Genomic DNA, 15,340 nt, shown 5'->3' on the forward strand with positions numbered 1-15,340 from the left:
TCAGGGGGTCGGGACCGGAGCGGGTGACGCGGCCGGCGGTTCGGCGAAGGCGATCTCCGGGACGCCGCCGTGGTCGAACGGCAACACGAAGCGGCGCGGCCACGACAGCACCCCTTCCAGCCATCCGGCCCCCATCGTCTGCGCGACGTGCCGGAGCCGGGCCGACGACTCGATGCCGATGGCGACCGTCATGACGTCCCGCTGCACGGACTCGTTCTCGTCGTCCCCGAGGATCACCCGCCAGGCCAGCTCCCGGTTGCGGTCCACCTCCATCGACAGCGGGTGGTGGCGCAGCGCCTTGGCCCGGTGGCCGAGCAGCTCGGTCGGCGCGAGGTCGCCGACGCCGTTGCCGTTCGGCTGGCGGAAGAGGGCGTACTCCATGGGCGGCGCCGGGGTGCGCAGGTCGGGAGCCGGGCGGCCGTACGGGAAGAGCCGGTCGACCTCGTGCAGCCAGCGCACCTGCGGGATGACCCACGACGCCCCCGGCCGTTCGCCGCCGTTGTCGAGCGCGGACAGCAGCCGCGTGGCCGTCTCCGCGGCCTTCTCCGTCAGCAGCGCCGGGTCGAACCAGCTCCGCAGCGACCAGGCGCGCCGCTGCACCGAGCGCTCGATCAGGGTGGCCAGCAGGCACTCCCTGCGCCGCGCCGGCAGGTCGGCCCAGACGGCCGACAGCGCGCGCGGCACGCCGGGCAGCGGCCGGTTGCTGACGAACGCGAGGACGACCGTCTCGCACCAGATGCGCAACCAGGCCCACTCGGGCGCGTCGGCGAGCACGTCGGCCTCCCGCAGCTCGACCAGCGTGCACGCCTGCCCGGTGCGGCACTGCTTGCCGCAGGCCGCCGACCTGCGGCCGCGGATGGGCGGCGGCGGTCCCGGCAGGACCTTCTCCCTGGACTCCCCCAGCGGCACGCGCACCCGCAGCGGCCGGTCCATGCCGTCCGCGAAGACGGCAGCCGAGCCGGGCTGCAGGGAGACCACGTGACGGGACTGCTCGTCGCTGAGGTTCATGGCGGCGCCGACGAGCTTCCTGTCGTCCTCGGCGGGCAGCCGGTGCACGACCTTCAGCGCGGTGTTCTTGACGACGTCGGAGATGAGCTTGGTCGGGATCTGCTCGGCGACCACGATGCCCTCGCCGTACGCCCTGATCTCGGCGAGCAGGCCGGCCAGCAGCTCGACGGCGTGGGTGGAGGCCCGGCCGTGGCCGCGGTCGCGCAGCAGCCGGTGCGCCTCCTCGATCACGATGACGTGCCGCAGCTCGGGCGACTTCTCCCGCCTGGCCCGCATGCGCAGGTGCTCGACGATCCTGATGATCAGCGTGCCCATGAGGAACGCCTTGTCCTCGTCGTTGGCGACGTCCTCGATGGCCAGCACGACGTCGCGCTCCAGCAGGCCGCCGATGTCGGCGGGGTGGCCGCCCTCGAAGAAGCGGCCGGCCGAGCCGACGCGCAGGGAGCGCAGCCGCAGCGAGATGAAGCCCTCGACGTCGGCCTGGACCTCGCGGCCGTAGCCGATCTCCTTGATGACGTCCATGGCGTGCTGCTGGAGTTGTTCGAGGGTGGGGACGCTGGGCGGGACGTTCGCGCCGGGGACGGCGCCGCCCGTGACGACGTCCCAGCCGGTGGCCTCGTAGACGCGCTGCAGGGCCAGCGACATGATCTGCGGGAACGGCTCCTCGGCGTCGAACGCCGCCATGAACAGCGCCCTGACCATGTCGATGTGGGCCTGGACGGGGTAGCCGGGCTCGGGTTCGAGCGGGTTGATGCTGAACGGCACGCCGTCGGGCGCCGACGGGTTGATCACTGTGAGGGGGTCGTCGATGCGGCCGGCCATGGCGGCGTACTCGGACTTGGCCGGCTCGATGGCCAGCCAGGGGATGCGGGCCCTGCTGAGCTGCTCCAGCAGGTGCCTGACGGTCTGCGACTTGCCGGAGCCGGTCGCGCCCGTGATGAACGCGTGCCGGTTGAGCGTGGCCAGCGGCACCTGGAACGTGCCGACGCCCCTGTCCTGACCGTCGAGGATCTCGCCCAGCTCCAGCTCACCCGCGTCGGCCTCGGACGTCACGTCGAAGAAGCCCGAGTCGAGCACGCGCACCCCCGGCACCTCCCGCCGGGGCAGCCCGGCCAGCGCGGCCAGCGCCCCCGCGGTCGCGGCGAACGGGGCCGCGGCCCCGTCGGCCGGGTCCTGCATGGTGATGGCGAGGGCCTCCGACAGCGCGTGGACGGCGCCGTGCGAGCTGCGCAGCCGGTACGGGTGGTGGCTCATCTCGACGGACCCGACGAGCACGGGCGCGATCTGCCGCAGCTCGTCCGCGGTGGCGCCGCCGGCCAGCACGCGCACGTTCCAGAGCCCCGCCTCGCGGAAGGCGTCCAGTTCCTGCATGCGGCGCTCGGCGCGCTCGGCGTCGAAGCGGGAGCGCTCGGAGGCGTCGCCGTACTGCCTGAGCACGTTGAGCTGGGTACGCAGGTGCGCCACCTCGGCGTCGAGCAGGTCGGTCGGCTCGGCCACCACCAGCCACGCGAAGGGCCGCGACATCAGCGTCACCAGCGTCGACTCGAACAACGTCGGCCGTTTCAGCTCGTCGGGGTCGAGCTCGGACAGCTCCCGACCCCTGCCGCCCAGCGGCGGCGCCTGCCGCCCCGGGCACGGCGTCCACACCAGGTCCGCCAGATCGGCGAGGTACTCCTCGTCGAGCTGCACGCCGCGCGCCCCGCCAGGGAACAGCAACGGTTGCGGCCCGCTCGGCCGGCCGGGCGCGTCGGTGGACCTGCGCGGCTGGCGCGGCGGCGAGAGCGGGCCCGCGTTCGTGATGAGTTCCAGCGGTGCTCCGGACCCTCTGGACAGCCACCCGATGACGAACGGCCGGTCGCGCTGCGCCGCCGACAGCACCGCGGGAAGCACGGTGACGAAATCCCATTCCGCCGACGAGCTTCGCGAGGGTGCTGCGATCGACTGGATTCGGTACCAGGGTCCGCTCAGCGAGACGCTCGGCTGCATTTCATTCCCCCACAGACGGTTCTTTGTTAAATTCCGTCAACCGTCAGCTCGTCGCCTTGACATTGACCATGTCATTGCCTGCCCTTGCGCCAGTCCAGGCGTGGCGGTGGTGGTCCGAGGTTCGGAGGGGGCTCTCCGTCGCCGTCCTGGGCGCTGGGGTCGAGCGCGAGCACGGCGTCGCGTACGTGCTCCAGCTCGCCGAGCGTGGTCTTGGGAAAGGCCAGGATGGCCGGGTTGGCGTCGGCGAGGCGGACGCGCCTGCCCTGGGCGGTCGCGTCCGTGACGATCACGGACGTCGTGGGCAGCTGCTGGAGCTGGTGCGGCTCGACCAGGAACTCGCGCGAGCGCTGCAGCACCCGCTCCTTCTCCGAGATCTTGTCGGCGGTCCTGCCCCACTCGGTCGACTCCGTGATGTCGCCGGCGAGGTCGTGGCTCTCGTCGCGGTCGTCCCTGGCGTCCTCCACCTGCGCGACCGTGGAGATGTAGCCGCCGTTGAGCCCCGGCAGCGAGTCGCTGATCGTCTCGGTGAGCTGTGCCAGCTCCAGCCGGTGCTCGGTGCCGACGTGCTCGCTGGCTACCCGGGCGTCCTCGGCGTTGCCGAGCCGCATGAACGCCACCGCGGCGTGCCCGCGGCCCAGCCGCTCGCGTACGGCCGGGGTGAGCGACCTGTACGTCAGCACGAGCCCCGTACGCGAGGTCTCGCAGGCGTCCATCAGCCGGTCGAGCACGTCGCCCCTCAGCTTGTCCGCGCCCGCCACGATGATCGTGTGATACCAGGGCCGGTCGGAGGCGGGCGACTGGCGCAGGATGTGGGTGAGCGCGGTGGCCACGTACGTGCCGAGCACCCGGTTGCCGAACATGCCCGCCTGGCGGTCCATGCTCACCACGCGGAGCCTGGCGGGCGGCAGGCGTACGGCCTCCGTGCCGAGCGACTCCAGCTTGCGCAGCTGCGACTCCAGCGCCCAGGCCCGCTCGATCACCACGCGGTCGCTCACCCCGCGGCCGAACAGCGTGCCGATGCGCTCCAGCTGCGTCGCGGTGATCAGCCCGAACCTCAGGTCGTCGCGCGGGTCGCCCACCTGCGCCAGCGCCCGCAGCGCGGCCGTGACCTGGCTGATCGTGGCGTTCTCCCCGAGCACCTCGAGCACCCGCTCCAGGATCGCGTTGTCGAAGCTGAGGTCGCGCGTGCTGCGGTGCTCCTCGCTCACGCTCACCACGTGCGCCAGCACGTCGGCGAACGCCTCGGGCTTGAGCGTGGCGCCCAGGTCGAGCTTGGCCAGGTCGACGGGGAGCACCCAGACCAGCGGGTCGTCGCCGCCCTTGCGGGCCAGCTCGATCAGGTCCTTGGCGATCGCGCCCTCGGACAGGTCGAGCACGGTCAGGTGGCCGCCGCTGTAGAGGCGGGTAGCCCCGAGCAGGGTGACCAGCGCCGACCACCCGGGTAACGTGCCGCCCGCCACGTCGATGCGGTCGAGCTCGTCGGGCACGGCGACGGCGTACCAGGTGAGCTGCTTGTCGTGGCGGTCCTTCTGCTCCTGCCACTCGCGGTAGCGCTGGGCGTGCTCCTCCTGCGCGCGGAACAGCTCCCTGTCGCGTTCGCGGCGCTGGCGCTCGTCCTCGGCCTGCTGCTCGAGCACCCGGTGTTTCACCGCCCTGTCGCCCTGCAGCAGCGCGAACGTGCAGATGCCCGCCACTCCGCCGGCGGCGACCAGGCCGAGCAGCGCGAACGACCACGCGAGGTAGCCCGCCACCGCGGCGGCCAGGATCAGCGCGACCACCACCAGCATGGACCTGCGGAAGCGGCGGACGGGCAGGTTGAGCATGTCCTCCTGGCGGCGCTCGCGGCGCAGGAGTTCGAGCCGGGCGGGGTCGTCCTCTCCGGCGGTGGGCTGATCCTCGACGGGGGACGGACGCTTCGGGGGCGGGCCCGGGTCGGGATGCAGCAGGATGTACTGCCAGCCCAGGTAGATGCGGTCCGCCTGGAGCTGGGCATGCTCGGGATGCACGTCCGCCACGTGACCCTCCGGCCGCCGAATGTCATTTGGAGTTGGGGTCAGCCCTTTCCGTTCCGTGCCAGCGTATGAGTTACAACCCCCGCAGGGGCAGGGTTTCTCGGCAATTCGACCACTCCGATGGGAGCATTGCGGCAGATGAGACAAGCGAGACCTATTACCATCCTTATTCATGACGGAACCCTCCGGCGGCAGCAGTGACAGGGCCAGACGCCCCGTAGTGGTGCCCGCACTCGCGCTGACGGCCTTCACGGCCGTCGGCATCACCGCCCTGCTCGGCGGTCTGCGCGAGGCCCCGGAAGAGCCGGAGGCGCTGGGCCCCGGCGCGGTGATCGACCAAGGCCAGTTCGTCACCAAGGTCGTCGGGTCCCGCGTGACGGTGGAGCCCGCCCGGAACCGGTTCGAAGAGGACAAGCGGTTCGTGGACGTGGTCTTCGACGTCAAGAACAACGGCGACGAGACCGCCCCGGTCGGTGTCCCGCCCCAGAAGATCGAGTCCGCCTTCACCCTCGCGTCCTTCGCCGGCTCGCTCGTCAAGATCGACCCCGTCTTCCCCCAGGACGCCGGCCCCTACGTCTTCGCCAGGAGCAAGGGAGACGAGACCCGCCAGCTCCACCCCGGGATCACCAGCCAGGTCGTCCTTCGCTACCGGCTCAAGGACACCGAACAGCCGCCGCAGAAGATCACCCTCGACGTGGCCGCCTTCGAGTGGGAATCCGACTTCAACAACGTCACCCCGCGCTGGAAGATGGTCGCCACCGATGTAGGCGACAAGTGGCTTCCCGAGATCAAAGCCCGGGTGACCCTGTCGGTCAAGGAAGGTGACGCAGCGTGACCGACACACAGCAAAGATCATCCGCGCCGCCCGCCCGCCGCGGCCGGCGAGCCGGACGCCGGCCCGCCGGCACCTCGCGGCTGCTCAGCGCCCTCGTCGGGCTCGCGCTGGCCGGGGCCGCCATCATGCTCCAGACCGCCTACCTCGACGAGGGCGAGCTGAACCTGCCGCTGACCTACGTGGGCGACAAGGGCGAGGACGTGGACGCCAAGCGGTTCACGGTGCGGGTCGACTCGTACGTGAGCGCCAAGTCGATCCAGAACGACAGCAACGAGACCATCGGCACCGACCACCTCTTCCTCGTCGTCAACGCCTCGGCCAAATCCAGCCTCAAGCCGTACAAACTGGGACAGCCCGTGCTGATGACCGAGGACGGCAAGAAGTTCAGCGCCACCGACCGGGTGGACAGCTCGCAGACCCTCTCGAACGTGTGGGTGCAGCCGGACATCTGGGTCAGCGGCCGCTACTTCTTCGAGGTGCCGGCGTCGGCGCTGCCCGGAGCGCGGGTCGTGTTCGCGATGCCCCCGACCTTCATCGTGGAGTCGTACCAGCCCGAGGTCGAGGTGGACCTCGTCCTGGACGAGGCGGCCGCGCGCAAGCTCGCCGCCTCGCCCCAGGACGTCTTCTCGACGGCCAAGAAGTGAGCGCAGGATGAGTACGAACGACGAGCGCAACTGGTTCGCCCCGAGGAACGACCGGCGCCGCGAAGAGGACCCGCCGCCTCCGCCCAGCCAGACGACCCCGGCGGGGCTCGGCACCCACTCGGGCCGCTTCCCTCCCGGGCAGGTGATCCCGCTCGAAGAGGGCATGTATCCCGACCTCACTTCGGGCGAGGGCGCACGCCGCAGCCCCGAGGAGACGGCCCCGGTGCCCAGGGTGCCGTCGGGTCCGCCTCCTGAGACGGCCCCAGTGCCCAGGGCGCCGTCGGGTCCGCCTCCTGAGACCGCCCCGTTGCCCAGGGTGCAGGGAACCCCCGACGGGGAGACCGCGGCCGTGCCGCGGCTGCCGTCGGCGGGCGAGGTGCCGCCCCGCCGCGAGAGGCCTGCCCCTCGCGGCGGGCGTCGCAGCCGCGAGGCGCCGCCGTCCGGCTACGGCACACCACCCCCGGGACAGCAGCCACCACCCAGCACCGGCTCCCCCTACGGGCAGGAACCGCCCGGCCAGAGCCCGCCTTTCGGGCAGGAACCGCCCGGCCAGAGCCCGCCTTTCGGGCAGGAACCGGCCGGCCAGGGTTCGTTGTTCGGCGCGGGCGGGCGCGCCGGGCAGGGCGGTGGCGTGCCCGAACAGGACATGCACCCCGAACAGGGCATGCGTCCGGGGCGGAGGGCCGCGCGGGGGGTGCACGGACAGGCGGCGTCCCCACGGCATGGGATGGCGAGTGCTCCTGGCATGCCCCAGAGCCGGGCCCGGCATCGGCATCCGGACCAGCAGGTCTGGCCCCCCGCCTCCCGCGAGCCGCAGGAGGGCCTCACGCAGCCGCTGCCGGCCGTTCCGTCCACCGCCGACCAGCCGCCGTCCCCGTACGACCAGCCCTCACCGTACGACCAGCCCTCGTACGACCAGCCCTCGCCGTACGGCGGCTCTCCGGCCGGATCGCCGCCTCAGGGCGCCTCTGGGGCGGCGCAGGCCGCCGCGGGCGCCGGGGCGGCAACGGCCGCCGCGTCTCATGCTGCCGGGCCAGGCGGGTTGCCCGAGCACGCGGACCCCGCGGCCGGCGCGGCATCGGCCGCGCTCGCCCAGCACCGCACGCCCCATCCCGACGATCCCCAGAGCGGGCCCCAGAGCGGGCCCCAGAGCGGGCCCCAGAGCGGGCCCCAGAGCGGTTCGCCGGGTGGCTCCCGGAGCGAGGCGCGTGAGAGGGCGCAGGACGGCGCTCGGGGCAGGACGCGAGCGGGCGGCGGGAGGCGTTCGGCGCGGGGGTCGCGCAAGCGCAAGGTCCTGATCGCCGCCGGGGCCGTGGTCGTGTCGCTGCTCTCCATGGGCGCGCAGACCGTCGACGGCTACCTGTTCTACGAGAAGGTCTCCGCGCAGGAGACCAAGGAGGTCGTCGTGGCCGCCGGCCAGGCGGGCACCGTCCACGACATCGAGTGGACGGCCTCGGTGGCGCCCATGAAGGCGCCCGCGGGCAGCAAGCACGGCCCCGAGGTCACCTGGCTGAAGGTGGGCATCACCAAGAAGGTCGTCAACGAGTCGAGCGCCACCATGACGGCCCTGCCCTACGACATCAGGCTGACGGACCGCGCGGACCGTACGTGGACCGTGGAGCTGCAGGACGGCGAGCGGCCGACGGACCGGCTGGTCGTGGGCAGGACGTACAAGATCGACGGTGTGGGCATCGTGCCGACCCCGGTGGCGAACGAGGTCGAGATCTCGTTCAGGCCGAGCGGCTACCGTTCCGACACGCCGGTGGACGACCTGTTCGACAGGGAGGCCATGGAGAAGGCGGAGAAGGACGACACGGTGCTGCGGTTCCGGCGTCGCTGAAGTCGCTCGCCCAGAGCGGCCCGAGGGTCAGGCGTCGCTGAGCCGCTCGCCCCTGGCGCGGGCTCTGGTGGCCGCGATGTCGAACGTGGCCGCCAGGAGCGCCATGGTGAGCACGGTCGTGATCATCTCGCGCAGGAAGCCGACGGGCGGCCCGGCGAAGGCCCACGTCCATTCCGCGCGCGAGCCGATGAGGGCCCGCAGCCCCCGGTCGCCGTACTGGGCGGCCACCGAGATGGCCACGTAGCACAGGCACAACATGCCGAAGAGCGGCGCGCCGCCGTTGAAGACCATCCGCAGGGAGTTGGCCAGCGGCACCCAGCGGTCCCTGAAGCCGGCGGTGACCTGGTCGAACGACTTCTTCGTGAGGTCGTGGCTGGACTCGATGCGGTCCACGCCGCGCTCCAGGCGGGTGCCCTTGAACAGGGTTCGGGTCTCGTCGGAGAAGGCGCCGTAGACGAGCATGGCCACGGTCAGCCAGGCCAGCGGGACCGCGATCGCGTCCAGGAACAGCGGCCAGAACTCGCTGAACGTGCTCGTGATGCCGTCCCACAGCGGCACGTTCTTCTGCGCCTCGGACCAGACCTCCTTGGACCCGGCGACGACTGTGCGGTGCTCCATCCATTCGGAGCGCGCGTCGGCGATGGCGACGGTGGCGTTCAGCCCGTAGAACATGAACGCGAACTCGGAGAAGGCCGCGGCGAAGCCGTAGAACCCGGTCTTGCCCTGCTCCACGAGCTTCGCGAAGAGCGTCTTCAGCCCGAACATGACGACCATCGCGCCGAGCGACACGCGCCAGTCGAGGTCGACGAGGCCGCGGCCGACCTGCGAATCCTCCCCGAACCAGGATGCGTCCGTCATTTCGTTGAAGTTGTGGAACAGGTCCATCTGGTAGATGTCCCTGGCGTCCTCGGTGTGGAATCCCCACGCCAGGTAGATCACGGCGAAGGCGGGGGCGACCCGGTCCAGCGTACGGAAGAAGCGCTCGTCGGCCACGCCCTCGTCGGCCCTGGCGCGCATCTCCCACAACGCGTTGCGCAGGCAGTAGAGCATGCCGGCGATGACCGTCACCGCGGACATGACGACCAGCGTGAGCAGGGTCATGACGGCCACCAGCCGGAGTTGCCGGAAGTCGCCGTAGGCCACCTCGGTGGCGGCGTACATCAGCACGAAGCGCACCAGCTCGCCGGCCGCGAACCAGAAGACCAGCGGCATGGCGCATCTGCCCACGAGCCGTAGCGTGTGCAGGGGCAGCGAGTACGGCGACGGCATCCGCTGAGCCGGCGTAGGCCCAGGTCGGGGCGGATCCATCACACCTGTCGAACCGGACATCTGTCGAATCGTATCGGTCTGTCCCTTCTGCCGCAGCCGCAACTCCCTGATTGCGTGCACGAGCAGTTCCAGGGTGGTGACCCCGGGGAGCACACGCGCGAAGGCCCGCGTCATGAAGACGCGGGCCTCACGGGAGAACGGGCTCAGACAGCCACGGCGAGCTGGGCGACCTCGCCCAGCTTGGCCTCGACCTGGACGTCGCGGGTGACGCCGCCGCCCGCGATGATGCGTACGGTCCAGTCGCCGGGAGCGGCGAAGAACCGGAAGACGCCGTCGTCGGAGACCACGACCTCGCCGGTGAACTCGCCGGACCCGTCGAGCAGGCGGGCGTAGGCCGTGCCGGCGCCGGTCACCACACCCTGGATCACGGCCTGGTTGGACAGATCGATCCCGGCCGGCAGCGCGATCGTCTGCTCCGGCGCTCCGCAGCCCTGTGCAGCGCTCGTCATCAGCGGGCCTCCCCCAGCTCGATCGGCACGCCCACGAGCGAGCCGTACTCGGTCCATGAACCGTCGTAGTTCTTCACGTTGTCCTGCCCCAGGATCTCGTGCAGGACGAACCACGTGTGCGCGGAACGCTCGCCGATGCGGCAGTAGGCGATGGTGTCCTTGCCGAAGTCGACTCCGGCCTCGGAGTAGAGCGTGCGCAGGTCGTCGTCGGACTTGAACGTGCCGTCGTCGTTGGCGGCCTTGGACCACGGGATGTTGCGGGCCGTGGGCACGTGGCCGCCGCGCTGGGCCTGCTCCTGCGGGAGGTGCGCGGGAGCGAGCAGCTTGCCGGTGAACTCGTCGGGCGAGCGCACGTCGACCAGGTTGAGCTTGCCGATGGCGGAGACCACGTCGTCGCGGAAGGCGCGGATCGCGGTGTCCTGCTCGCTGGCGACGTACTGGGTCTTGGGCCGCTGGGGCACGTCGCGCACCAGCTCGCGGGAGTCGAGCTCCCACTTCTTGCGGCCGCCGTCGAGCAGCTTGACGTTGTCGTGGCCGTAGAGCTTGAAGTACCAGTAGGCGTAGGCGGCGAACCAGTTGTTGTTGCCGCCGTAGAGAACGACGGTGTCGTCGTTGGAGATGCCGCGGTCGGAGAGCAGGGCCTCGAAACCGGTCTTGTCCACGAAGTCGCGACGCACCGGGTCCTGCAGGTCCTGCTGCCAGTCGACCTTCACGGCGCCACGGATGTGGCCCTTGTCGTAGGCGCTGACGTCCTCGTCGACCTCGACGAGAACGACTCCGGGGGTGTCGAGGTTGGTCTCGACCCAGTCGGCGTCCACCAGGGCGGCGGAGCGGCTCATTGGGATACCTCCATGTTGGCAGCGGGCGTTAGACGACGAATGAGCAGGTACATCTCGCAGCCGAGGCAGAATCCGAAGGCTGCGTTGAGGAATGCGGCGAGGAGAGCCGCGGCCGTGGCCACCAGGGCCAGCGGCACGATCCCGGTGAGGAACCCGACCAGGCCCGCGACCGCGAAGACCAGCCCGGCCAGCTGCGCGAAACGCGGCGGGCGGGCGTCTTCCGTCTCCTTGGGCGCGCTCTTGACGAACGCCTTGAAAAGCATCACATAGGGCGAGCGGCCGGCGACTCCGAGCGCGAAGACCGCTGTCTGGGCGCCGAGGAGCCAGACGCTCTCCGTCACCAGGACGGAGAACAGGACCAGCGTGGTGATGGCCGCGCCGAAACGCAGCGCTCTAGGGTCGGCACGCATCGTGGGATGCTCCTGAAGGGGTCGACTGGAGCGGATCGGATATCCGCGAGATCGTCCTCAGGCAGCGCGACAGAGCGCGGTGGCGACGCGGCAGAAGTCAACCGCACGCCGCTTCGTCAGCAGCTCTGTCGATGGGTTCATGCCCATGACCCTACTCGGCGTCTCGTCATCTGTCACTTCTCGTCCGGTTATTGAGACTATCCGTCTGGTACGCGGACCGGCCACGACGCCGTCACCCGGACGGCAGGGCATCGGCCACCGCGGCCAGGACGTCGGCCTTGCGGGGCTGGCCCGAGGCCCTCCTGACGACGGCGCCCGCGGCGTCGAGCACGAGGACGGTGGGCGTGCGCATGATGCCGAGCCGGCGTACGAGGTCGAGCCGCGACTCGGCGTCGATCTCGACGTGGCTCACCCCCGGCACGAGCGCGCTCACGTCGGCCAGGATCCGCCGGGTGGCCCGGCACGGCTGGCAGAACGCGGTGGAGAACTGCACCAGCGTCGCCCGCTCGCCCAGCCCTTCGCCCAGGTCGGCCCCGGTCAACCGCTCCGTCAGCCGCTCAGTCAGCCGCTGACTCCCGGACGGGTCCTCGGGCGACCCCCCGGGCAGGCTCTCGGGCAGCCGCTCCCCGCCCACGTCACGCATCCTTCCGCCGCGGCGCAGGTGGACCACGCCGATCACCGCACCGAGCGCCAGCGTCGCCATCGCCACCCACAGACCAGACATCCCTAGGTGCAACCGCGAAAGGCCGCGATTACTTCCGCACCGGGATCCGTACGAGCGCCTTGCCGTTCTCGTCGACGAGCTCGAACCGCGCGATGTCGCCCATGGGCAGCGACGTCGTGCTCTTGAAGGCGGCCTTGTCCTGGTAGCGGACGTCCCAGCTCCCGGCCGGGTCGCGCCGCCCGTCGCGGGCCACGACGACGAGCCGGGCGGTCGTGCCGGCCGGCACGCCGTCGACGCTCACGCTCAGCTCGGTGCCGCCGTCGCCGGGGAAGGCCGTCACGGTGGCGCGGTAGCCCTTGGCGCTGTTCTCGCCGGGGAACGGGCGGCCCGCGACCGCCCTGTCGGACGACTTCGGGACGGGCGCCCTGCTCGGGCTCGGCTTGGCGTCGCTGTAGAGCTCCGCTCTCGGCTCGGCCTTCTCCTGCGTGGACCGCGACGATTGGGCGACCGCGGGCGCGGCGGCCGAATCTTCATGGCTCGTGGTGTTGACCGTCGTCCAGACCGTGCCGCCCACCACCAGCACCGCGGCGGACGCGGCGACCGCCATCAGCGCGCGGCCACGCCTGTTGCGCCTGGCGCGGTCGTTCAGCAGCCGGTGGAGCACCTGGCGAGGGGGGCTGGACACCAGCTCCACGTCGCGTTCCGACACCTTGCCGAGGAACGACGCCACGCCCTCGAACTCGACCAGCTCGGCGCCGCACGCCTCGCAGGTCGCCAGGTGGTCGTCGATCTCCAGTGCCTCGTCAGGGTCCAGCGCTCCGAGGGCGTGCGCCCCCATGGCCAGCCGGATCTCTTCGCACGTCATCATGGCGCCAGCCCCCGCTCCTCGAGCGCCAGTTTCAGGGCGCGCAGCGCGTAGTAGGTGCGCGACTTGACGGTGCCCGGCGGGACGCCGAGCGTCGCGGACGCCTCCCTCACGGACCGCCCCCGGTAGTAGACCTCCAGGAGCACCTCGCGGTGCTCCGGCCGCAGCGCGGCCAGCGCTTCGGCCACGGACCACGACTCGACGGCCCGCTCCAGCTCGTCGTCGGCCGGTATGACCGCCAGGGCCTCGTCGCTGGTCTCCTGCGGCCTGGCCTTCCTGGCGCGGTGCTGGTCGAAGACGAGATTGCGGGCCACGGTGAACAGCCACGCCCTGATCGGCCGGTCGGAGAGCGCCTCGGGATGCCGCCAGGCCCGCAGCAGGGTCTCCTGCACGACGTCCTCCGCACGCCCCGAATCACCGGTCAGCCGCAGGACATAGCCGTAGAGCGGCCCCGCGTGCTCGTCGAAGAGGGTCCTCACGAGTTCCTCGTCGGCCGTGCCGGCCGCGCTCACAGGGTCCCTTCCCCTGTGAGCTCCGCCCCGGCTCGCTCGCTGCGCTCTCTCACGTCCCTCATCACGTACGGGAGGGCGCCGCGGTTCATCCTTATCCACGAATCGGCACGTCAGACGCTTCGGCCGCGAACTCCAGCCCGTCGGCCACGTTCTTCACCCCGGTCACCTTGACGTCGAAGGGCAGCTTTCCCTTGAACGGGATCGTGTACGAGATGAACCGCGCGGCCTGGTCGGGCACGCCCTCGATCTTCTCCGCCTGGAGCCTGAGGCCGCCGTCGGCCACCTCGACCGTCATCTCCGCCTCGAACGTCACCTTCCTCGCCCCGACCATCACCTCGCCCGATGCGACGAGCCGCTGCCCGTTCCCGCTGATCTTGACGCCGCGCGGGGCGAACTTGTCGATCGTGGCCCTGGTCAGCGTGCCGCTGACGGTCACGCGCCGGGCCCTGATGTCGGGTCGGTTCTGCAGGACGTCGGCCAGCGGGGCCGTCACGTCGTAGGCGGCGCCCCGCAGGTTCTGCACCGGCACGCCGGCGTAGGTCAGCGTGCCGAGGTCGAAGCGGACTTCCGGATAGTGCCCGGACAGGGCCTGGGTGAGAAAGGGGATGCCCTCGATGGTCACCGTCGGCGTGCCGGACAGGTCGGTGGCCGCCGCGATCCTGTTGGCGAGGTCGCGCTGCACTCCTGCCACGGCGACCCTGTCGACGGCGACAAGGAGGATGATCAGCACGATCAGAGAAACGATCAGCTTCCGCATGGGGCTCCCAGTCTCAAGCGGGGGTCAAGAGCCTACCGACTCCTTCCCCGCAGAAGACGGCGATCACCCGCCCGCGAAGGGCGGCAGCACCTCCACGGTCGCGCCGTCGCCGAGGACCACCTCGTGGTGGGGTCGTCTGCCGACGGGCAGGCCGTCCACGAGGAACGAGGACCGCCGGACAACCCGTGCCAGATCGGCACGATTTTGTGTGATTTGCGTCATGAGTTCGTCAAGAGTGACCGCGTCGAAGGATTCTTCCGCAACGCCGGCCGCCTCCTTGGCGGCGGCCCAATAACGTACTTTTCCCCTGGCCATGGGCACCTCACAATCCCTTTAATCCTATTGTGCGTCGCCCTTAACACGCACGTATCACGCGACGCCCTGTTCATCCCGAGGACGCGCAATGGACACCACTTACCCGTGAGATATCCTCGCCTACAGGACTCGGGCGACGTAGCCCCCGGGTCCTTGCGCGTTTGAGGAGGCCCTGATGAGCAACTTGCTCCTGCTGACCAACGCCCTCGAGCCGTCCGCCGAGGTGCTTCCGGCGCTGGGGTTGCTCCTCCACTCGGTCAGGGTCGCGCCCGCCGAGGCGTCCGCGCTGATCGACGCCCCGCCCGCCGACGCCGTCCTGGTCGACGCGCGCAAGGAGCTCGTGCAGGCCAAGAGCCTGTGCCGGCTGATCCGCACGACCGGCATCGACTGCCCGCTCCTGGTGATCGTGACCGAGGGCGGGCTGGCCGCCATGAGCGCCGAGTGGGGCGTCGACGACGTGCTGCTCGACAGCGCCGGACCGGCCGAGGTGGAGGCCCGCCTGCGCATGGCCACCGGCCGCATCTCACAGGCGGCCACGGAAGACGCGCCCGACGAGATCCGCAGCGGCGACCTGGCCATCGACGAGGCCACCTACACCGCCAGGCTGCGCGGCCGGGTGCTCGACCTGACGTTCAAGGAGTTCGAGCTGCTCAAATACCTCGCGCAGCATCCCGGCAGGGTCTTCACCCGCGCGCAGCTGCTGCAGGAGGTCTGGGGCTACGACTACTTCGGCGGCACCAGGACGGTCGACGTGCACGTGCGGCGGCTGCGCGCCAAGCTCGGCACCGAGTACGAATCGCTCATCGGCACGGTCCGCAACGTCGGCTACCGCTTCGTCCCCGACCGGGCCGACACCGCGCCCGTCTGATCCGCCC

At 70.9% G+C, this 15,340-nt stretch carries 16 protein-coding genes; 4 read left to right on the forward strand and 12 right to left on the reverse strand.

Going from position 1 to position 15,340, the window contains the following annotated elements; translation table 11 throughout:
- A complete protein-coding gene (locus ACZ6SA_RS05475; RefSeq protein ID WP_465826752.1) occupies positions 1-2,898 on the reverse strand; it encodes an ATP-binding protein in 2,898 nt (965 codons plus the stop codon).
- Between the two features lie 167 nt (positions 2,899-3,065).
- Positions 3,066-5,009 carry a hypothetical protein gene (locus ACZ6SA_RS05480; RefSeq protein ID WP_347649715.1) on the reverse strand — a complete coding sequence of 648 codons (1,944 nt, stop codon included), beginning with the start codon at positions 5,007-5,009 and terminating at the stop codon, positions 3,066-3,068.
- A gap of 169 nt (positions 5,010-5,178) precedes the next feature.
- On the opposite strand from ACZ6SA_RS05480, the gene ACZ6SA_RS05485 reads away from it, so the two are divergent.
- Genes ACZ6SA_RS05485 through ACZ6SA_RS05495 form a run of 3 tightly spaced genes read left to right on the forward strand, consistent with a single transcriptional unit; the run spans position 5,179 to position 8,325 of the window.
- Positions 5,179-5,841 (forward strand): hypothetical protein, encoded by a 663-nt coding sequence (locus ACZ6SA_RS05485; RefSeq protein ID WP_347649716.1) that lies wholly within the window; start codon positions 5,179-5,181, stop codon positions 5,839-5,841.
- Entirely contained in the window at positions 5,838-6,485 is a 648-nt protein-coding gene (locus ACZ6SA_RS05490) for a hypothetical protein (RefSeq protein ID WP_465826753.1), read from the forward strand. The genes ACZ6SA_RS05485 and ACZ6SA_RS05490 overlap by 4 nt, the downstream gene beginning before the upstream one ends.
- A gap of 7 nt (positions 6,486-6,492) precedes the next feature.
- Positions 6,493-8,325, forward strand: coding sequence for a hypothetical protein (locus tag ACZ6SA_RS05495; RefSeq protein WP_465826755.1), 1,833 nt, complete (start codon positions 6,493-6,495; stop codon positions 8,323-8,325).
- A gap of 27 nt (positions 8,326-8,352) precedes the next feature.
- Here the strand turns inward: ACZ6SA_RS05495 and ACZ6SA_RS05500 are convergent, their stop codons facing one another.
- The 10 genes from ACZ6SA_RS05500 to ACZ6SA_RS05545 form a co-directional block, all read right to left on the reverse strand.
- Entirely contained in the window at positions 8,353-9,594 is a 1,242-nt protein-coding gene (locus ACZ6SA_RS05500; RefSeq protein ID WP_347649719.1) for a hypothetical protein, read from the reverse strand.
- Between the two features lie 203 nt (positions 9,595-9,797).
- On the reverse strand, positions 9,798-10,103 hold the full coding sequence (locus ACZ6SA_RS05505) for a DUF1416 domain-containing protein (RefSeq protein ID WP_132337667.1): 306 nt from the start codon (positions 10,101-10,103) through the stop codon (positions 9,798-9,800).
- Positions 10,103-10,942, reverse strand: coding sequence for a sulfurtransferase (locus ACZ6SA_RS05510; protein WP_465826756.1), 840 nt, complete (start codon positions 10,940-10,942; stop codon positions 10,103-10,105). Before ACZ6SA_RS05510 ends, ACZ6SA_RS05505 begins: the two co-directional genes overlap by 1 nt.
- On the reverse strand, positions 10,939-11,352 hold the full coding sequence (locus ACZ6SA_RS05515) for a DUF4395 domain-containing protein (RefSeq protein WP_347649721.1): 414 nt from the start codon (positions 11,350-11,352) through the stop codon (positions 10,939-10,941). The genes ACZ6SA_RS05510 and ACZ6SA_RS05515 overlap by 4 nt, the downstream gene beginning before the upstream one ends.
- Before the next feature lie 57 nt (positions 11,353-11,409).
- Positions 11,410-11,604 (reverse strand): putative leader peptide, encoded by a 195-nt coding sequence (locus ACZ6SA_RS05520; protein WP_465826757.1) that lies wholly within the window; start codon positions 11,602-11,604, stop codon positions 11,410-11,412.
- Positions 11,585-11,893: a thioredoxin family protein gene (locus tag ACZ6SA_RS05525; protein ID WP_465827092.1), complete on the reverse strand. Its 309-nt coding sequence runs from the start codon at positions 11,891-11,893 to the stop codon at positions 11,585-11,587. Before ACZ6SA_RS05525 ends, ACZ6SA_RS05520 begins: the two co-directional genes overlap by 20 nt.
- A gap of 211 nt (positions 11,894-12,104) precedes the next feature.
- The gene (locus tag ACZ6SA_RS05530) at positions 12,105-12,884 is read right to left on the reverse strand and encodes an anti-sigma factor family protein (protein ID WP_347649723.1); all 780 of its coding nucleotides are present in this window, start codon (positions 12,882-12,884) and stop codon (positions 12,105-12,107) included.
- Positions 12,881-13,393, reverse strand: coding sequence for a sigma-70 family RNA polymerase sigma factor (locus tag ACZ6SA_RS05535; RefSeq protein WP_347616946.1), 513 nt, complete (start codon positions 13,391-13,393; stop codon positions 12,881-12,883). The genes ACZ6SA_RS05530 and ACZ6SA_RS05535 overlap by 4 nt, the downstream gene beginning before the upstream one ends.
- Before the next feature lie 91 nt (positions 13,394-13,484).
- Positions 13,485-14,150, reverse strand: coding sequence for an LmeA family phospholipid-binding protein (locus tag ACZ6SA_RS05540; protein ID WP_347649724.1), 666 nt, complete (start codon positions 14,148-14,150; stop codon positions 13,485-13,487).
- Between the two features lie 63 nt (positions 14,151-14,213).
- Positions 14,214-14,465: a MoaD/ThiS family protein gene (locus ACZ6SA_RS05545; protein WP_347649725.1), complete on the reverse strand. Its 252-nt coding sequence runs from the start codon at positions 14,463-14,465 to the stop codon at positions 14,214-14,216.
- Positions 14,466-14,640: 175 nt separating this feature from the next.
- On the opposite strand from ACZ6SA_RS05545, the gene ACZ6SA_RS05550 reads away from it, so the two are divergent.
- Positions 14,641-15,333 (forward strand): response regulator transcription factor, encoded by a 693-nt coding sequence (locus ACZ6SA_RS05550; RefSeq protein ID WP_347649726.1) that lies wholly within the window; start codon positions 14,641-14,643, stop codon positions 15,331-15,333.
- Positions 15,334-15,340: the final 7 nt, after the last annotated feature.

It is taken from the genome of Nonomuraea sp. NPDC049378, from assembly GCF_055586745.1.